A 17,169-nucleotide genomic window follows, 5' to 3' on the forward strand; every position below is an offset into this window, starting at 1 on the left:
ACGGCTCTTCTGCTTACGGTGCCAGGTTCATCCGTCGGTCCCGGAGGGCAAGTGCTATTCATCCGTATTATCCTCTTCCAAGGTAAAACGGCTGCTCCCGTCGAAACAATGCGTACATACCTGACATTTAGGCAAGCCTATGGCTTCTATAAGGTCTTCCAGCGTGTTGAACTTCAAGGAGGAGAGGTTCAGGCGTTCGGCTATCGTATCCACCATACGTTGGTATTCCGGCGACCCCGTCTGCGCGTATTTCTCCAAGTTCTTGTTCTCATCCCCCTCGAACTCCTTAATCAGCCGACGCGTAATCAACTCCATATCGCTTTTCGATGACGTGAAATTGATAAACGGGCAACCGTAAATCAACGGAGGGCAAGCAATACGCATGTGCACCTCTTTGGCCCCATAGTCGAATAAGATTTTCGTATTGTCGCGCAGTTGCGTTCCCCTCACGATGGAATCATCGCAGAAAAGTACACGCTTATCTTTCAGCATGTCGCGGTTGGCTATCAGCTTCATCTTGGCCACCAAGGAACGCATCTCCTGATTGCTCGGAGTGAAGCTCCGGGGCCATGTAGGAGTGTACTTGGAAATGGCACGTTGGTAGGGCACTCCCTTTCCTGCCGCATACCCCAAAGCCATGCCGATACCGGAATCCGGTATGCCACAGGCACAATCCACTTCGGCCTGGTCCCTCTCCCCCATCTTCTTGCCGCAAGCAAAGCGGAACTCTTCCACGTTCTTACCCTCATAGCAGGAAGTAGGGAAACCGTAATACACCCAAAGGAAGGAACAGACTTGCATGCGCTTATGCGGACGGCGCAAACACTCCATCCCCTCGGCCTGCAACCGGACAATCTCACCGGGACCGAGGTAATACACGGTCTCGTAATCCAGATTGGGAAATGCCGTAGACTCCCCGGTTACGGCATACGCTCCTTCTTTCTTACCTACTACGACTGGTGTACGTCCCCAACTGTCTCTTGCAGCTATAATGCCATCTTCCGTCAGCAACAACAAGGAACAAGACCCTTTGATTTCCTTATACATGTGTTCGATACCTTCCACAAAAGTCTGTCCTTGGTTAATAAGCAAAGCTATCAGTTCGGTAGGGTTTATCTTACCTGAGCTGAACTCTGAGAAATGCATGCCCTGCTCCAGAAGCTTTGCGGCCAAGTCTTCCGCATTATTGATTTTCGCTACCGTCACGATCGCAAAACGTCCCAAATGCGAATTCATCAACAAAGGCTGTGCATCCGTATCACTGATGATACCGACACCGGCATTCCCTTTAAACTGCCCCAACTCGTCCTCAAACTTCGTCCGGAAATAAGTACTCTCCAAATTATGTATCGAGCGGATAAAACCATGCTCTTTACTATAAGTGGCCAACCCGCCACGCCGTGTACCTAAATGAGAATTATAATCTGTGCCGTAAAACAAATCGGCCACGCACTGCGTCTTTGAGATGACGCCGAAAAAACCTCCCATAAATATCGTGTATGTGAATTTGGGCACAAAATTAAGAAAAAACAACGATACACTATATCCATTTTTATTATTATCTTTGCCTGCGTCACTCTGAAAATCGCGATTAAGCAAGAGCAGAGCCGAGCTTGCTCGGGCCATACCGAGCCGGGGCGATTCATTTAAAACCGATAAACGTGAGTTTCATACGATATATATTGTGGGGATGCATGTTGTCCTTTCCACTGGTGATGCAAGCGCGCTTGGAAGCCGCCGACTCTATCATCAGCCGGATGCACCATGCCGCTTCACAATATATGGACTTCATCCACGAATACCGCGCAGAGCTATACATCAAAGCCCAACTGGATATCATCAAGAAAAACCGGGGATTCCGTTTCATTCCGGGATTGTTCAGAACCCCAAAAGACGCCAACCGCTTTATCGTAGAGACATACAGCGACCTACACTACACCGCTCCCAACATATACGACCAGAAAATCAAGGCTTATACCGGAACGTTGGGCGAAGCCCGTGAAATACCGGGCATTACGGATTATTTCAATGTCAACATCTATGCCCCTTACCTGATGGGGCAACGCCTGCTCTCCCCTTTGGCTCCCAACAGCAACAAATACTACCGCTATACTATCGACTCCGTGTCGTGCGACCGGCAACAACGTATCGAATACCACATCCGATTTATCCCTCGCAACAAAAGCTTCCAGTTATTGGACGGAAAAATGACGATTACGGAAGGGGCATGGAGCGTGCGCGAGATTTCATTCAAAGGGCAAGCCGATTTGTTGCTTTTCGATTGCCGCATCATCATGGGAGACATCGGCACCGACACGGAATACCTGCCGGTGAAAAACGACATCAACGCATCGTTTGCCTTTGCTTTCAATATCATGGAAGGATATTACGAATCTAGCCTGACTTATAAGGAAATACATCACCGTCGTAATACACCGGAAGACAGCATTTCCAAACCGAACTACAACCTTACCGCATCTTTTTCCCTGCAATGCGACCGGCAGGCCTATACAAAGGACTTTGCCCGTTTCGACTCCCTGCGGCCTACTCCTTTGGACAACTCCGAACTGTATATATATAAAAGGTATAAGGCACGGACGGATTCCATGAATTATATACAAAAGGAAACGACCAAGCCTTTCAAGAAAAACATCTGGGGCTCGGTGGGCGACTTTTTTCTGACCGATAGCGACTGGAAACTAAGCAACAATGCCACGTTGCAAAACTCTCCCTTCATCAATCCGCTGATGTTCAGTTACAGCAAAACGACCGGTATCGCCTACCGGCAAGATTTGAATTTCAACACCACATTCCGAAACAGCCAGTCCCTTCACGTCGGGACACGCTTGGGATATAACTTCACCCATAACGAATTCTATTGGAATGCAGGGGCCGAATACCAATATTGGCCGGAACACATGGGAACGGTAAGAGTCAACGTCGGGAACGGCAACCGCATCGGGAACAGCCGCATTATTGATGAACTCAAAAAGATTCCATCAGACAGCATCATCGACTTCGACAAACTGAACCTGGACCTTTTCAAAGACTTGAATTTCGAAATCAGCAACCACCTCGAAATCACCAACGGCCTGTCCGTAGGACTGGGATTCATGTTCCACCGCCGTACACCGGCCGAACATCCTGAAGAAAGTTTCCGGCAAGTGGAACTTCCGGAAAACGTAACCGAAGGATTGAAGGCCAACATACGCCCGCAGTATAACAGTTTCGCTCCGCGCATCCGGGTAGAATGGACTCCCGGCCAATACTATTACATGAACGGCCGACAGAAAATCAACCTGAAGTCCCGTTTCCCGACTTTCATCGTGGACTACGAGCGCGGTCTCAGGAACATATTCAAAAGTACAGGCGTTTATGAACGTATTGAGTTCGACATGCAGCACCACATCCGTACGGGTCTACTCTCCGACCTGTATTACCGCATCGGAATGGGACTGTTCACCAATCAGGAAGAAACTTATTTCGTAGACTTCGTCAACTTCCGCAAAAGCAACCTCCCCGAAGGATGGAACGACGAAATCGGAGGAGTGTTTCAGGCTTTAAATGGCCGATGGTATAACGCATCTCCCTACTACGTCAGAGGACATATCTCTTACGAAGCCCCGTTTCTTGTGCTACGCCACCTTATCAAATACACCAACCATATACAGAACGAACGCCTATACCTCAATATGCTCACCATGGACCATTTAGGACCTTATTTCGAATTGGGTTACGGCATAGGGACCTTCGTGTTCGACATGGGACTGTTCCTTTCTTTGGAAAACTTCAAGCAAATCGGCTTTGGGTATAAGTTCACCTTTGAGTTGTTCAGCAAATAATAAGTGGATTTTCCTTTTTCTACTTTTTCATCATCTTTCCGTATGGAATGATATACAACCCTTTAGGCCATTCTTCCGGAATACCTTCACCGGGCAATATTTCTCCTCTCTTTACACCGTCCGGCCCATAAACAGGCAAAGGATGCCCGTCCGTCCTAAACTTTATCCAGTCCACCTCGTCCGGTGAGTCTTTTTCAATCAAACGCAAGGTATGAGAACCGGTTCCAGTGTACACCAAATACCCCCTACCGGGTGCCATCCAACTTCCCGCCGCAGCACGCACAAACCGTGTGCCGCTATCATCCAGAAGAAAAACATTTTCCTTCTCATTTTCAATATCATACCGGCTGAATATTGTATAAAATCCATCTGTTTCCTTTAAGCTATTTTCCTGGGCCTGCACGACCGTCCCGTCTCCATAAAAGCAGACTACGGATTCACGGGATTCTGTCGCTTTCCACAAATAGGGAACACAGGCTTTCCAAGCCTCATCGGTTTCCATTCGGTGGAATACCACACCCTCGCCGGTTATTTTTTCAAAACAAAGACGTTCCGATGCTACGGTTTCTCCATCTGGACTTTCCCAAGTAACTTTCTCCACGGCATACGGCAAACCTACAGTCAACCATCCTTCGTCATCCTCAGTTTTCCGGTACCACACAATTCCAGTTCCCGACGGTACCGTAAACGAGTACTTAGGCCCTAAAGTACAGCTGTCACAACCCACCATCCGAGTCACGGCCCTTCCTTGTACATCCTCATCCTTCCGGTCTATTTCAACCACATTGGGCCATCCTTCCGGCAAACGCCCGGACTCTCCCTTACGCACGTATGTCCAGACATATCCTTTGGGCATCTTCCCGCCACCCGCCATACCTTTTCCTTGTGGCAGGGATATTTCGGTAAAATCAATCCGCCGGGCTTGAGCATAATCCAGTGCAAACAAAGAGTCTGCCAACCAGTCCCCTTTGAAGATCCAGTCGCCGTCTTCTCTTCCTGCCAATACAGGCGGTTGCACTTCCTTATATATAAATAAGGAATCGCCTACATCCTGTTCGCATAACTTAAAAGAAATACCCCCGACCGGCATCAGACCAAATTGTTTTTTAGAAGAAACAGACGTAAAAACATCCTCTTTCGTATACAAAGATGTCTTTGACAAGCGAGCTGAGGCTAACGATATGATTTCAAACTTATTACTATACTTGTTTTTAGGATTTACAGAACTGGCCAATTCCTCGTCTGTCAAAGTCAATAAAGAAGTATACTCTTGTACACGCCCGTTAGAATACGCCAACCACGCATCCAAAGCCATGTCACGAAACGCATAAGCCTTCCCTTCCACCTGCAATTCAAAAATAGCCGTTCCGCCGTCATGTATATGTATTCTCCCGTTTTTATCCAAGGGAAGCTTGCGGGCAGCACGGTTTTTCTTCCCCGTACCGGTTTTATCCTGCGATGCCATCACGTACAACGAGTCTGGATGTGCCGCACAATACCCGGCCAATACACAATGCATACCGTCCTCCAGTTCACGGACATTCCTTACACGCCTGAAAGTTTGTGCTGAAACTACTTCTCCCCATAAACCCAACAGGAGAATACAACTATATAAAAAACATCTGGCATCCATGGTATTTTCATTTAGTTCTAATCGACCGGCCACCTTCAATATGTCCCGGCTTCAAGTCTATTATTATCGTATCTTTTTGAACCGGTCCCGGTTCAGGATCTTCCGGTTCCTCCGGCTTCCCTGGATTTTCCGGCTCTTCGGGTTCTTCGGGCTCTTCAGGTTCTTCCGGCTCCGGCTCTTCCACATCCCCGCCATTCGTCAGCCACTCATGATACGCCACGTTTTTCAATCCGACCACGTTAAAATAAGTCTTCACCAATCCCAACAAGCCAATCCGGCATCCCAGTACCTCCGGATGATCCACAAGATTGGCTTCATCCCTCACATCCGTACCCTTTTTAAGCTCTACTGGCATGCAACGCGAAGCATCCCTTTCATCTTTTGAATCCGCTATCAGAAGGTTCGTGCTTACGCCAGCAGCCCGTATCTCATCAGCCGTGAACAGGGCATTTTTCATCGTCCTGTCACACGCCCCCACTATATACCCCACGACCATTTCCTCATAATCCTCATCCAAGTCTACCCCTTCATACTCCGACAATATCCCGGTTACAGTCCAAGCACCCTCATATTCAGGCGGCAAAGGCACCTCTTCTTCCGTTCCGCCAGTCCCTCCCGCCCCATGGCCTCCGCCTTCCGGCTTATCGCCCGTTTGCCCGGGCTGTTCCGTGTCTTCCCCTTCTTCCGAAGGTAAATCCACTTTTTGGCAGGTTGCAAATCCTCCGACCAGATACAACCCGAACAGCATCTTCACGAGAAATTTATATCCAGACCGCATATCATTCTATTCTTCTGTCAACGTCTCTTTCAGACGTTTGAACTTATTTTTCATATCATGGGAATAATATAAATCATCCCACCACGCCCATACAAACACCAGCAAGTCAAAAACCAACCAACCGGCCAAAATCCAATGACAAGTCTCCATGATGCAATCATTTAAATATTTTTCATCCTTGCAAATATACGATTTTATCCTAAAGCCCGCTACCTTTCGATAAAAAAAACTATCTTTGCACATAATAAAGTTTACTATTTATTATGGAAGTCATTCAAACCGCCATCGAAGGCGTAGTGATTATCGAACCTCGGTTGTTCAACGATGCAAGAGGCTATTTTTTCGAATCTTTCTCACAACGGGATTTCGACCGGTTGGTCCGCACCGTACATTTCGTGCAAGACAATGAAAGCAAGAGCAGTTACGGCGTACTGCGCGGTCTTCATTTTCAAAAACCGCCATACGCACAAAGCAAGTTAGTACGCGTCATCAAAGGCGCCGTATTAGACGTGGCCGTGGATATCCGGAAAGGGTCGCCTACTTTCGGTCAACATGTAGCTGTAGAGCTGACAGAAGAAAACCATCGTCAATTCTTCATCCCCCGCGGTTTTGCCCACGGCTTCAGCGTGCTCACGCCGGAAGTTATATTCCAGTATAAATGCGACAACTTTTATGCACCGCAAAGCGAGGGGGCATTGGCATGGGACGACCCGGACCTCGGCATCAACTGGCACATTCCTTCTGACAAAATCCTCCTATCGGAAAAGGACAAGCGTCATCCTCGCCTGAAAGATGCCGAATGGTTGTTTGATTACTCAGAAGATTTATACCAATAATACAGCACATCATGGATTTTAAAAGAAATATCATCATTACCGGAGGAGCCGGTTTCATCGGCAGCCACGTCGTACGCCTCTTCGTCAACCAATATCCGGACTACCACATTATCAATCTGGACAAGCTGACCTACGCCGGAAACTTGGCCAACCTGAAAGACATCGAAAACCAACCGAATTACACTTTCGTCAAAGCGGACATTTGCGATTTCGACAAGATGAGCGAACTCTTCCGGCAATACCATGTGGACGGCATTATCCATCTGGCTGCCGAAAGCCACGTGGACCGCAGTATCAAAGACCCGTTCACTTTCGCACGCACCAATGTCATGGGAACGCTCAGCCTGCTCCAAGCAGCCAAAGAGTATTGGGAATCCCTGCCGGAAGGCTACGAGGGCAAACGTTTCTACCATATTTCGACCGACGAAGTGTACGGGGCATTGGAGCTGACTCACCCCGAAGGCATCGAACCTCCTTTCACCACCACGGCCTCATCTTCGGAACATCACCTGGCATACGGTGAGGCTTTCTTCCTGGAAACCACGAAATACAATCCGCACAGCCCCTACTCCGCTTCCAAAGCCAGTAGCGACCACTTCGTCCGTGCTTTCCACGACACCTACGGCATGCCGACCATCGTAACCAACTGTTCCAACAACTACGGGCCTTACCAGTTCCCGGAAAAGTTGATTCCGCTGTTCATCAACAATATCCGCCACCGCAAGCCCCTCCCGGTCTACGGCAAAGGGGAAAACGTGCGCGACTGGCTTTACGTCATCGACCACGCCCGTGCCATCGACGTAATATTCCACAAGGGAAAGGCGGCAGAGACGTACAACATCGGCGGCTTCAACGAATGGAAGAACATTGACATCATCAAAGTCGTCATCCGTACGGTAGACCGGTTGCTCGGCAACCCGGAAGGCTATTCGCTCGACCTGATTACTTACGTGACCGACCGCAAGGGACATGACTTGCGTTATGCCATCGACTCTACCAAATTGAAAAACGAATTGGGATGGGAACCTAGCCTGCAATTTGAAGAAGGCATCGAGAAAACCGTCCGTTGGTATCTCGACAACCAGGAATGGATGGACAACGTGACAAGCGGAGACTACCAGAAATATTACGAAAACATGTACAAGGACCGGTAATCCGCCATCCTGTCCACGAAGACACACGCCCCCGGAAACCTTTGTTGTTTCCGGGGGCGCACGTTTTTCTATCGGCAAGAAAGAAAGGATAAAGCTTAGCTGCGGCTCACTTCCAACCCCTTTTCCGACAAACTCATCTCTACAAAACGGGCACGGTCGTTCACAGCCTCCTGTACCAAGATTTTCCGGATACGGGCTGCCGCCTCTTCGTCCTTGGCCATCATGTAAAGGAAGCCACCGCCACCCGCACCGGGCAACTTATACCCTAAACACAAGTCATCTATTTTCCCGATAATCACACGGACAGCCGTCGGATTCGTCCCCTCGTCCAAACGGCAATTCTGCATCCATGACCTCCTGACCAAACGGCCGGTCTCCTCAAAACTGTTCCGCTGTATGGCATCGTACATGTCCAAGGCATGTGCCTTCATCCGCCCCAATAACTCCAAACGGCCGGTCTCGTTCAGGAACATCCCTTTCACGATTTCCGCCAAGATGCTCTTGGCCGTACGCGTAATGCCGGTATAATACAACAAATGGCATTCCCGGTACTCAGGTGCGGTAAACACGTGGTCGGGCAGCCAACGTACCAAAGGCTGTTGACAAGCCCCCGGTTGGGTCTGGAGCAATTTCACGCCTTGCAGGATGCCGCCGTATTGGTCTTGCCATCCTCCGCCCGTGGTCAGCAACTGCTCCAACACGAGCGTACGGTTGCCCACCTCATAACGGTCCCATCCCAACCCGCAGAAGTCATTGACGGCTCCCAACACGGTAGAAGCCAGAATAGAACTTGTCCCGAGTCCGGAACCGGCCGGAATGGCAGACAGCAATGTGATTTCGATACCCGCACCGAAAGCCTCCAACTGCGCCTCTAACGACGCATGGGCTTCCGCACTGAAGTCAGGGTGGAAACCGGCCAGTACCAACGCCGCCTTCGGAATGGAAAAAGGAGAGCCGACCTTATTGAAGGCCGCAAGTTCGTCGTATGTCCGCACCACCTCCATCGCGCCCAAGTCAATGGAACGCATCACGATATGACGTTCCCGGCAAGGCTTCACGTACACCTGCAACGGGGGCTGCCCGTTCAGTTCGATGGAGAGGTTCACCACATTCCCTCCCTCCATCAGGCTGTAGGGCGGCGTGTCCGTCCATCCTCCGGCCAAGTCGATACGCACCGGACTGCGCCCCCACACGATCTGGTCTGCATAAACCGACAAGCGAGGCGACTTCCGGACCGCACAGGCCGTGCCGGTCAGCATCTTACGCATCAGTCCGAAAGCCTGTTCTTCATATTTCCGTCCGTCTTCACCTTTCAGGCCGGCCACACGGGCACGGAACATCGCATCGCTGATACGTGTCAACCCATCCGCCATCTCCGGCAATGCGTCCGGTAAAGGCAAATCCTCCTCCGCATATTCATGGGCCACGTCATCCAAGTTCAACTGGTAGAACACGCTACGTTCGTAATGGGCTGCCAATAAAGGCAGGTTCTTCGTCCGGAACGCCTCACGTTGGCACGTCAGGCGGTGCAGGTTGGCGTATGCCGACAATTCATCGGCCGACATTTTGCGGGCCGAGAACCATACCTTACGTCCATCCTCCAATTCAGGCTCGGTCGTCATCCAACGCATAGCCAATCCCAAGTCCTCCACATTGCCGCACAAAGGAAACAAACGGGCCGCCTGCAAATCATGGTTCTCCTCTATGTCTTCCGGTTTCAGGCCGCGCTCGGCCAACCACTCCGTCACAGGCATGCCCTGATACAGGACCGCCCTGTCCGACAGGCAGCCCTTGAAGGCATCGTTGAAACCGTAAGGACGGGCGGCAAAAGCCTCCTCGCCCACCGGCACCACGTCGATGCACAAACCGGCGGCCAACTTCAGCGGCCAACGGTTTTCAGGCACCCCTGTAATGATGTTGCGGCACGCCAATGTCCAGTCGCGCCCCACGAAGCTGTTCTCTATCCAAAGTTCAGAGTTCGCGGCCTCCAACGCCACTTCCACTTCGGCATTCTGCACGAACATGGCCGGATGGGGCTTAGCCTTGCGGTGCATGATTTCCCGTTGGTCCGTCACGATGTTCTGCACGGCCAACGTGGAAGAAATCATCTCGCGGCTCGTCCCGTAATGGTAGAAGTTCCCCCCTTCCAAAGGCAAGATGGCCACCGTCAGGCTGTTCAACTCCGGGTCGTCCAACGTAGGACGGTCTCCCAGTGCCAGACCGAACTCGGAGTACATGTCGTAAAACGACAACTGCCCGTCACGGTAAGAACGCTTCACCATCAGTTCCACCGCCCGGTCGCTCAGCAACCAAATCCCGATGTCCATCAGGAATAAATGCTTGCTCATCAGTGCGCCCAACTCGGCCACACTGGGTTTCTGCAACATGAAAGCCAACCTCTCCGGCGACCGGCGGTCCGATACGAACACCCCATGGTTTTGAGCCAGGCTCGGGTCTACCCACAGCCCGTAGCACACCACGTCGGCCTCGGGGATGTCCTGCAAAGGCCGGTCGGTACGGATATACACGTCGCCACTGGCCACCAACGTGTGCAACGACTGCGGCGCACGCTCCATAACCTGCTCGTAAAGGGGCAACTGAAGCGACAAAAGGTTTTGATCCAGACACTGTCCCCGCTTCCACCGGAACACCGGTACCGGAGTCAGTATTTTCCCCGAAGGCGCGTAAGCCGGCAAACGCCGGCTCTGCCCTCCGGCATGCAGCAGGATGCGTTTCTCACGCGACAGCCATGCAGCAAATGTTTCTCCTTCATCCGTCTCGGACGCCTTGCAGGCCTGCAACAGCCACGCCGTTCCTCCCCCCGAACCTAACTTATGCCCGATGGGGTCGGACGTACAAAACCACTCTTTCCGGTCGGCTCGCTCTACCTCGTGGAAACACTCCACCAGATTCGGCGGAAGCGACAACAACTTTTTCATATCCTATACCTTATTATATATATTAGTGTCCCTGATGATTGATACAGATTCCTTTCAGGTACCATTCATACAAACGGTGCACCCCTTCGTCTATCTCCACCGTGTGGTGCCAACCGAGGCGGTGGAGCTTCGTCACGTCCGTCAGCTTGCGCATCGTGCCGTCCGGCTTGGAGGCATCCCAACGCAACTCACCCTTGAAACCGATTTCGGCCATAATCTTCTCTGCCACTTCGCGGATGGTCAGTTCCTTGCCCGTCCCCACGTTGATGTGGCAGTTGCGGATGTCCCGTTCGCCCGGCGCATACGTGTCCTTGAAATCCACATTCAACAGCACGTGCACGCTAGCATCCGCCATCTCTTCGCTCCAAAGGAATTCGCGCAACGGTTTGCCGGTGCCCCACAACGTCACGGCCTCCGGCGTGATGCCATAATGCGCCAACACGTCGAGGATATCCGCTTCTGTGGAAGCGGCATCCACCACTCGCTTCACACCGTCGCGCACCACGCTCACGGGACGCAGGCCGATGTCCTTGCGCACAGCCTCCCAGTCCCCTTCGTTCAGGCACTTGGCCAAATGGACCTTACGGATCATGGCCGGCAACACATGGCTGTTCTCCAAATGGAAATTGTCGTTCGGCCCGTAAAGGTTTGTCGGCATCACGGCGATGTAGTTCGTCCCGTATTGCAGGTTGAAACTCTCACACATCTTCAGCCCCGCTATCTTGGCGATGGCATACGGCTCATTGGTATATTCCAACGGCGACGTGAGCAACACCTCTTCTTTCATCGGCTGCGGAGCCTCACGCGGATAAATGCACGTGCTGCCCAAAAAGAGCAACTTCTTCACCCCGTGGCGGAAACTCTCGCCGATGACGTTCTGCTGTATCTGCAAGTTCTGGTAGATGAAATCCGCACGATATTGCAAATTGGCCATGATGCCTCCCACGTGGGCGGCTGCCAACACCACGGCGTCCGGCTGTTCTTCGTCGAAAAAAGCCTTCACAGCCGCTCCGTCCAACAAATCCAATTCCCGGTGCGAACGGCCCACCAGATTGGTGTAGCCTCTCTGCTTCAGGTTATTCCAAATGGCGGAACCCACCAATCCGTGATGTCCCGCCACATATATCTTAGCATTCTTGTCCAACATAGCCGTCTTATTCTTTATCCAACTGAGCTTTCAAGTGCAGTTTCTTCACGAACTTCATGTCGTGCTCCACCATGATGCGTACCAGTTCGGGGAATGTCGTCTTCGTGGGATTCCAACCCAAAAGGGTCTTGGCCTTCGTCGGGTCGCCGAGGAGCTGTTCCACCTCGCACGGACGGAAATATTTCGGGTCGACTTCCACGAGCACCTTGCCCGTAGCTGCATCGATACCTTTTTCGTCCACGCCGCTGCCTTCCCATTTCAGTTCCACACCCAAGTTCTGGAACGCCAACGTACAGAACTCGCGCACGGTGTGCATCTCGCCTGTGGCGATGACGAAATCTTCCGGTGTCTCATGTTGCAGAATCAGCCACATGCACTCCACATAATCTTTGGCATATCCCCAGTCGCGGCGCGCATCCAGATTACCCAAATACAGTTTGTCCTGGAAACCCTGTACGATACGGGCAGCAGCCAACGTAATCTTGCGCGTTACGAAAGTCTCGCCCCGACGTTCGCTCTCATGGTTGAACAAGATACCGTTCACGGCAAACATGCCGTAGCTCTCGCGGTAGTTTTTCGTAATCCAGAAACCGTATTGCTTGGCCACGCCATAGGGAGAACGCGGATAGAAAGGCGTGGTTTCCCGTTGCGGCACTTCCTGCACCTTACCGAAGAGTTCCGAAGTAGAAGCCTGATAGATACGGCAAGTCTTCTCTAACCCGCAGATGCGCACGGCCTCCAAGAGGCGGAGCGTGCCCACGGCATCAGCCTCGGCCGTGTATTCCGGCACGTCGAACGACACCTTCACGTGGCTCTGCGCGGCCAGGTTGTAAATCTCCGTCGGATGGATGTCGCTGATAATCCGAATCAGCGAACTGCTGTCCGTCATGTCGCCCCAATGCAGGTTCACCAGACGGCTCTTCTTCATGTCGCGCACCCATTCGTCCAGATACAGATGTTCGATACGTGCGGTGTTAAAGGAAGAAGAACGGCGCATGATGCCATGCACTTCATATCCCTTTTCAATCAGAAACTCGGCCAAATAGGAGCCGTCCTGCCCCGTGATACCGGTAATCAATGCTACTTTTCTCATGATAATTCAAATAATGTTATAGTGTTTAGTGTGAATGTTGCAAAGTTATAAAAAAATCAAGTACCAACATACGAAAAATCAAAAAAAACAAGAATGGAAATGCCTGATAACAAACAGTTAAACAATCCCCTCAAAATGAAAAATCAATCTGCGCCAAACGAAAAATCGTTCGCCTGAGATTGATTTTTCGTTTGGCGCAGATTGATTCACAGTTCTGCACAGATTAAAAAACGGACTTTAGAGTGTCCGAATTTTATCCTAACATAAGGCTATCGCAAAATATTGGTCACCAACGAGGCGATAGACACCAAGATACTGATGGAGCTTACCCAATAGCTCGTGCTCGAACCAATATCGGAGTTCTTGGCTTTCGTCTTATTGGGCGTCACATACAAAACGTCGTTCTGCTGCAAATAGAAGTACGGTGACTTGATGATATTGGCATCGTTCAAATCCAACTCATGGATGGTCTTCTTGCCCGTGGCATCCTCGCGGATGAGTTTCACATTGTCGCGGCGTCCGTAAACGGTCATGTCCTTGGCCAAGGCCAAAGCTCCGTAAATCGAAACCTTCTCGGAAGGCACGGTGTAAGTACCCGGACTGGTCACTTCACCCAATACCGAAATCTTGTAATTGCTCAACCGCACCGTCACCACCGGCCGGGTCTTCAGATAAGTACCCTCGATTTTGGAAGCAATCAGGTCTTCCACCTGGTTCACCGTCATACCCCCAACTTTCAGGGTACCGAGGATAGGATAGTTGATAGTACCGTCATTAGTCACCAAGAAAGTCTGCAAAGTCGGTTGGGAAGTCAACGTCCCGCGTCCCTGTCCCACAGCCGGCGTAGCCGTCAGGTTAAAAGGAATGACCGCTTCAGCGTCTTCCGGACAATTCACCGTGATAGTCAGTTCGTCCTTAGGCATGACACGCGCCTCATAAAGCACGGCACTCGAATCGAGGTCGGCCTCCGCACTGTTGATCATGTAAGGCACGGTCTTATAAGAAGTACAAGATGTGGCAAGCCATACCACCGCCACGGCCCACACCGTGAAAATTTTCATGCTGATTTTATTCATATAAGATAGAAATGGTTTTGAATTACACGTATGATTCCAATATCGTAGCCTCGCCTTCAGGCTCAAGCGTCACACTCTCCGCTTCGGCCGACACCAAAAGCGTATGCCCGGCCGCGAGTTTCACTTCTTCTTCACCGCAGGCCACACGGCAGGCTCCCTCCGTACAAATCAAGATGACAAAACTGTCCAAGTCGGCGTAATCGCACGTCATCGGTTCGGTCAACCGGTAAGCACCGGTCGTGAAAAACGGGCTTCTTACCAGTTCGGCCGGCACATTGGCTTCTATTTCGCGGCGCGCCTCAGGCTCCGTCACGACATAGTCTATCGCTTCTTTGGCTTCTTCCACATGAAGTTGGCGCGGCCGTCCTTCGCTGTCCACACGTCCGAAATCATAAATCCGGTAAGTCACGTCGCTGCTTTGCTGTATCTCGCAGATAAAACAGCCCGTACCGATACTGTGTACCCGCCCGGCCGGCAGATAATACACGTCTCCCGGACGCACGTCATAGCGCCGGAGCACTTCGGGCAAGGTCTGGTCGGCCACCCTCGCGGCGTATTCGTCTGCTGTCACCTGCCGGCTGAACCCATCCAACAGGTAAGCTCCCGGTGCCCCGTCCACCACATACCACATCTCCGTCTTACCCGGACAGCCGTGGCGACGCTGCGCCAACTCGTCATCCGGATGCACCTGCACGGAAAGGGGTTGGGCCGCATCTATAAATTTGACGAGCAAGGGAAAACGTGTGCCGAAACGCTTGAAGTTCTCCTCGCCCAACAAAGCGCTCCCGCCTCTTTCGGCCAACTGCGTAAGGGTCAACCCGCCGTACGCACCTCCTGCCACCACCGACTCGTTCCCCGGAATGCCGGACAGTTCCCAACTCTCTCCTATCAGCCGTCCATCGGCCTCCAAGCCCTTGAACGGGAGTATGCGATGCCCTCCCCACAAGGTTTCCTTGAATATATCCGTAAAACGGAACAATTTATTTTCCATGCCTTAACTGTAAAAAATCGTCCAAAATTACGAAATTCACACAACACGAGCAAATAAAAAGGAATATTTAAAATTCAGCCTTGCGTACTGGCAAGTGACACATTAACCGGAAACATGAAATACATCCGGCCTCCCAAGCCGGATTTTACAACCATTTTATTAACTAACAAATACAAATGTATCATGAAAAAGAATTTGTACGACGTGACGAGACTGGCAACTTTGTATTTTCCCGACTCCACCGAACGGAACGCGAGACGGAGGTTGTTCAAAGTATTACGGGCCGAACGCGACCTGTGGGCACGCCTCACGGCACTGCACTTCGGTGTCTGGCAACGGAGCTTTACACCCCGCCAATACGAAATGGTCATCGACATCCTCGGCAAACCGGAGGAGACGGACGACGACTTCCGCGAGTGGCCGCACGAATAGGCCGGCCATCCATAGGCAGGAAGCACCTTGGAAAACAGGAGAAAATGCACATTTTCAAGCGGAAACCGACGGAAACGTGCACGAACGTGCAATAATGCACACCCCTGTTTTCGGAGATACCTACCTTTGCATTGTCATCCGGATGACAAGAGAGTTACAAAATCAAAAAACAAACTTTTAAAAACAAAAACATTATGAATTACAAGGTCATCGAACGCAAAGACCCGCGCAACCCGGAAGCACCGGGCAAGTATTACGGTTTCATCGTCAACCTCTCCAAAATCGGAATCGAGGAGATTGCCACACGCATCAGCAGCTCCTGTACCGTCACGCGGCACGATTGCCTGGCCGTACTGTCGGCCTTGCAGGAACAAATCATCTATGCCTTGCAAGAAGGCAAGCGTGTCCATTTGGGCGACATCGGCAGCTTCCGTACCGTGGCCAACGGTTTGGGTAGCGACACAGCTGAAAAGTACGACTCGGCCTATATTACCAAGCTCCGCGTCTGCTTCACGCCTAACGCCAAGCTCAAAAAAGCCATGTCGCTCGACAACAAGGCTTTCACGCTCGAACGGGTGGACTTCGCGACCGAAGAGGACAGCGACGAGGAAGAAGGCGGAATCTAAATCCGTAAAGGAATGGAAAAGCTGAACAAGCAAAGAGGGTTGCGCAACTGCAACCCTCTCAATATCCGACGCACGGCAGACCTGTGGCAAGGCCTGGCCGAACGGCAACCCGACCCGGAGTTCTTCACGTTCAGGAGCATGCCGTGGGGATACCGCGCGGCCTTCATCGTGCTGCGCACCTATTGCCACAAATACGGCCTGCGCACGGTACGCGACATCATTGCCCGATGGGCACCGCCCGAAGACGGTAACGACACAGAAAACTACGCCCGTAAGGTATGTGCGCTGACCGGCTTCCCTCCGGACAAATGCCTCAATCCGTACGACCCTTCGCACATGGCACCGTTGGTGGCGGCCATGAGCCGGGTGGAATGCGGGGTGAAGCCCTCCATGAGCCAGATAAAAGAAGGTTGGTCGCTCTATATGGGCACGGACTGACCGCAATAGTTTAACTTCTAAAACATCAATGCCTATGAACAAAACAGTTTGGAACACCTTGCTTAATGTAATCATTGCCGTGGCCAGTGCCATCCTTGGCGCCATCGGCGGGTCGGCGATGTAACGTACAGCCTGAATGACCAAAAAGGGAAGACGAAATCACTTCGTCCTCCCTTCCAATCTA

Annotated in this window: 16 protein-coding genes; 7 read left to right on the plus strand and 9 right to left on the minus strand. The window is 51.4% G+C overall.

Features of this window, described 5'->3' with window-relative positions; genetic code table 11:
* Positions 1 to 54: 54 nt before the first annotated feature.
* Complete coding sequence (locus HMPREF9442_RS14580; protein WP_040603242.1) at positions 55 to 1,488, minus strand: amidophosphoribosyltransferase; 1,434 nt, start codon at positions 1,486 to 1,488, stop codon at positions 55 to 57.
* A 173-nt stretch (positions 1,489 to 1,661) separates the two neighbouring features.
* On the opposite strand from HMPREF9442_RS14580, the gene HMPREF9442_RS14585 reads away from it, so the two are divergent.
* The gene (locus HMPREF9442_RS14585) at positions 1,662 to 3,842 is read left to right on the plus strand and encodes a DUF5686 family protein (protein WP_232038362.1); all 2,181 of its coding nucleotides are present in this window, start codon (positions 1,662 to 1,664) and stop codon (positions 3,840 to 3,842) included.
* Between the two features lie 19 nt (positions 3,843 to 3,861).
* On the opposite strand, the gene HMPREF9442_RS14590 is transcribed toward HMPREF9442_RS14585, so the two are convergent.
* From HMPREF9442_RS14590 to HMPREF9442_RS16845, 3 genes are read right to left on the minus strand one after another with little or no spacing between them, the layout of a single operon-like run.
* On the minus strand, positions 3,862 to 5,475 hold the full coding sequence (locus tag HMPREF9442_RS14590) for a hypothetical protein (protein ID WP_040603224.1): 1,614 nt from the start codon (positions 5,473 to 5,475) through the stop codon (positions 3,862 to 3,864).
* 7 nt (positions 5,476 to 5,482) lie between these two features.
* A complete protein-coding gene (locus HMPREF9442_RS14595; RefSeq protein WP_008630131.1) occupies positions 5,483 to 6,253 on the minus strand; it encodes a DUF6359 domain-containing protein in 771 nt (256 codons plus the stop codon).
* Between the two features lie 6 nt (positions 6,254 to 6,259).
* On the minus strand, positions 6,260 to 6,403 hold the full coding sequence (locus HMPREF9442_RS16845; RefSeq protein WP_232038363.1) for a hypothetical protein: 144 nt from the start codon (positions 6,401 to 6,403) through the stop codon (positions 6,260 to 6,262).
* Positions 6,404 to 6,516: 113 nt separating this feature from the next.
* On the opposite strand from HMPREF9442_RS16845, the gene rfbC reads away from it, so the two are divergent.
* Positions 6,517 to 7,089 carry a dTDP-4-dehydrorhamnose 3,5-epimerase gene (rfbC, locus tag HMPREF9442_RS14605; RefSeq protein WP_008630134.1) on the plus strand — a complete coding sequence of 191 codons (573 nt, stop codon included), beginning with the start codon at positions 6,517 to 6,519 and terminating at the stop codon, positions 7,087 to 7,089.
* Between the two features lie 11 nt (positions 7,090 to 7,100).
* The gene (locus HMPREF9442_RS14610; RefSeq protein WP_008630136.1) at positions 7,101 to 8,243 is read left to right on the plus strand and encodes a dTDP-glucose 4,6-dehydratase; all 1,143 of its coding nucleotides are present in this window, start codon (positions 7,101 to 7,103) and stop codon (positions 8,241 to 8,243) included.
* A gap of 95 nt (positions 8,244 to 8,338) precedes the next feature.
* Here the strand turns inward: HMPREF9442_RS14610 and HMPREF9442_RS14615 are convergent, their stop codons facing one another.
* From HMPREF9442_RS14615 to HMPREF9442_RS14635, 5 genes are all read right to left on the minus strand, one after another.
* Positions 8,339 to 11,182 (minus strand): bifunctional fucokinase/fucose-1-phosphate guanylyltransferase, encoded by a 2,844-nt coding sequence (locus tag HMPREF9442_RS14615; protein WP_008630138.1) that lies wholly within the window; start codon positions 11,180 to 11,182, stop codon positions 8,339 to 8,341.
* A gap of 22 nt (positions 11,183 to 11,204) precedes the next feature.
* On the minus strand, positions 11,205 to 12,329 hold the full coding sequence (locus tag HMPREF9442_RS14620; protein WP_008630140.1) for a GDP-L-fucose synthase family protein: 1,125 nt from the start codon (positions 12,327 to 12,329) through the stop codon (positions 11,205 to 11,207).
* A 7-nt stretch (positions 12,330 to 12,336) separates the two neighbouring features.
* Positions 12,337 to 13,422 (minus strand): GDP-mannose 4,6-dehydratase, encoded by a 1,086-nt coding sequence (gene gmd / locus HMPREF9442_RS14625; protein WP_008630142.1) that lies wholly within the window; start codon positions 13,420 to 13,422, stop codon positions 12,337 to 12,339.
* Between the two features lie 269 nt (positions 13,423 to 13,691).
* The gene (locus HMPREF9442_RS14630) at positions 13,692 to 14,498 is read right to left on the minus strand and encodes a polysaccharide biosynthesis/export family protein (protein WP_008630144.1); all 807 of its coding nucleotides are present in this window, start codon (positions 14,496 to 14,498) and stop codon (positions 13,692 to 13,694) included.
* A gap of 22 nt (positions 14,499 to 14,520) precedes the next feature.
* Complete coding sequence (locus HMPREF9442_RS14635) at positions 14,521 to 15,489, minus strand: type I phosphomannose isomerase catalytic subunit (protein ID WP_008630146.1); 969 nt, start codon at positions 15,487 to 15,489, stop codon at positions 14,521 to 14,523.
* A gap of 183 nt (positions 15,490 to 15,672) precedes the next feature.
* Between HMPREF9442_RS14635 and HMPREF9442_RS14640 the strand changes: the two genes are divergently transcribed.
* The 4 genes from HMPREF9442_RS14640 to HMPREF9442_RS16340 all read left to right on the plus strand — a co-directional run bounded on the left by HMPREF9442_RS14640 (position 15,673) and on the right by HMPREF9442_RS16340 (position 17,109).
* Complete coding sequence (locus HMPREF9442_RS14640; RefSeq protein WP_040603243.1) at positions 15,673 to 15,921, plus strand: DUF4248 domain-containing protein; 249 nt, start codon at positions 15,673 to 15,675, stop codon at positions 15,919 to 15,921.
* A 194-nt stretch (positions 15,922 to 16,115) separates the two neighbouring features.
* Positions 16,116 to 16,547: an HU family DNA-binding protein gene (locus HMPREF9442_RS14645; protein ID WP_008630150.1), complete on the plus strand. Its 432-nt coding sequence runs from the start codon at positions 16,116 to 16,118 to the stop codon at positions 16,545 to 16,547.
* A 12-nt stretch (positions 16,548 to 16,559) separates the two neighbouring features.
* The gene (locus HMPREF9442_RS14650; protein ID WP_008630152.1) at positions 16,560 to 16,985 is read left to right on the plus strand and encodes a hypothetical protein; all 426 of its coding nucleotides are present in this window, start codon (positions 16,560 to 16,562) and stop codon (positions 16,983 to 16,985) included.
* 34 nt (positions 16,986 to 17,019) lie between these two features.
* Positions 17,020 to 17,109 carry a smalltalk protein gene (locus HMPREF9442_RS16340; RefSeq protein ID WP_021980856.1) on the plus strand — a complete coding sequence of 30 codons (90 nt, stop codon included), beginning with the start codon at positions 17,020 to 17,022 and terminating at the stop codon, positions 17,107 to 17,109.
* Positions 17,110 to 17,169: the final 60 nt, after the last annotated feature.

This window comes from Paraprevotella xylaniphila YIT 11841, assembly GCF_000205165.1.
In the GTDB taxonomy this organism is placed as follows: domain Bacteria; phylum Bacteroidota; class Bacteroidia; order Bacteroidales; family Bacteroidaceae; genus Paraprevotella; species Paraprevotella xylaniphila.

Bases quoted from the DNA above. Each gene is read 5' to 3' on its own strand.
- HMPREF9442_RS14580 (WP_040603242.1), bottom strand. From the start codon at position 1,488: ATGGGAGGTTTTTTCGGCGTCATCTCAAAGACGCAGTGCGTGGCCGAT.
- HMPREF9442_RS14590 (WP_040603224.1), bottom strand. From the start codon at position 5,475: ATGGATGCCAGATGTTTTTTATATAGTTGTATTCTCCTGTTGGGTTTA.
- HMPREF9442_RS14595 (WP_008630131.1), bottom strand. From the start codon at position 6,253: ATGCGGTCTGGATATAAATTTCTCGTGAAGATGCTGTTCGGGTTGTAT.
- HMPREF9442_RS16845 (WP_232038363.1), bottom strand. From the start codon at position 6,403: ATGGAGACTTGTCATTGGATTTTGGCCGGTTGGTTGGTTTTTGACTTG.
- rfbC (WP_008630134.1), top strand. From the start codon at position 6,517: ATGGAAGTCATTCAAACCGCCATCGAAGGCGTAGTGATTATCGAACCT.
- HMPREF9442_RS14610 (WP_008630136.1), top strand. From the start codon at position 7,101: ATGGATTTTAAAAGAAATATCATCATTACCGGAGGAGCCGGTTTCATC.
- HMPREF9442_RS14615 (WP_008630138.1), bottom strand. From the start codon at position 11,182: ATGAAAAAGTTGTTGTCGCTTCCGCCGAATCTGGTGGAGTGTTTCCAC.
- HMPREF9442_RS14620 (WP_008630140.1), bottom strand. From the start codon at position 12,329: ATGTTGGACAAGAATGCTAAGATATATGTGGCGGGACATCACGGATTG.
- gmd (WP_008630142.1), bottom strand. From the start codon at position 13,422: ATGAGAAAAGTAGCATTGATTACCGGTATCACGGGGCAGGACGGCTCC.
- HMPREF9442_RS14630 (WP_008630144.1), bottom strand. From the start codon at position 14,498: ATGAATAAAATCAGCATGAAAATTTTCACGGTGTGGGCCGTGGCGGTG.
- HMPREF9442_RS14635 (WP_008630146.1), bottom strand. From the start codon at position 15,489: ATGGAAAATAAATTGTTCCGTTTTACGGATATATTCAAGGAAACCTTG.
- HMPREF9442_RS14640 (WP_040603243.1), top strand. From the start codon at position 15,673: ATGAAAAAGAATTTGTACGACGTGACGAGACTGGCAACTTTGTATTTT.
- HMPREF9442_RS14645 (WP_008630150.1), top strand. From the start codon at position 16,116: ATGAATTACAAGGTCATCGAACGCAAAGACCCGCGCAACCCGGAAGCA.
- HMPREF9442_RS14650 (WP_008630152.1), top strand. From the start codon at position 16,560: ATGGAAAAGCTGAACAAGCAAAGAGGGTTGCGCAACTGCAACCCTCTC.
- HMPREF9442_RS16340 (WP_021980856.1), top strand. From the start codon at position 17,020: ATGAACAAAACAGTTTGGAACACCTTGCTTAATGTAATCATTGCCGTG.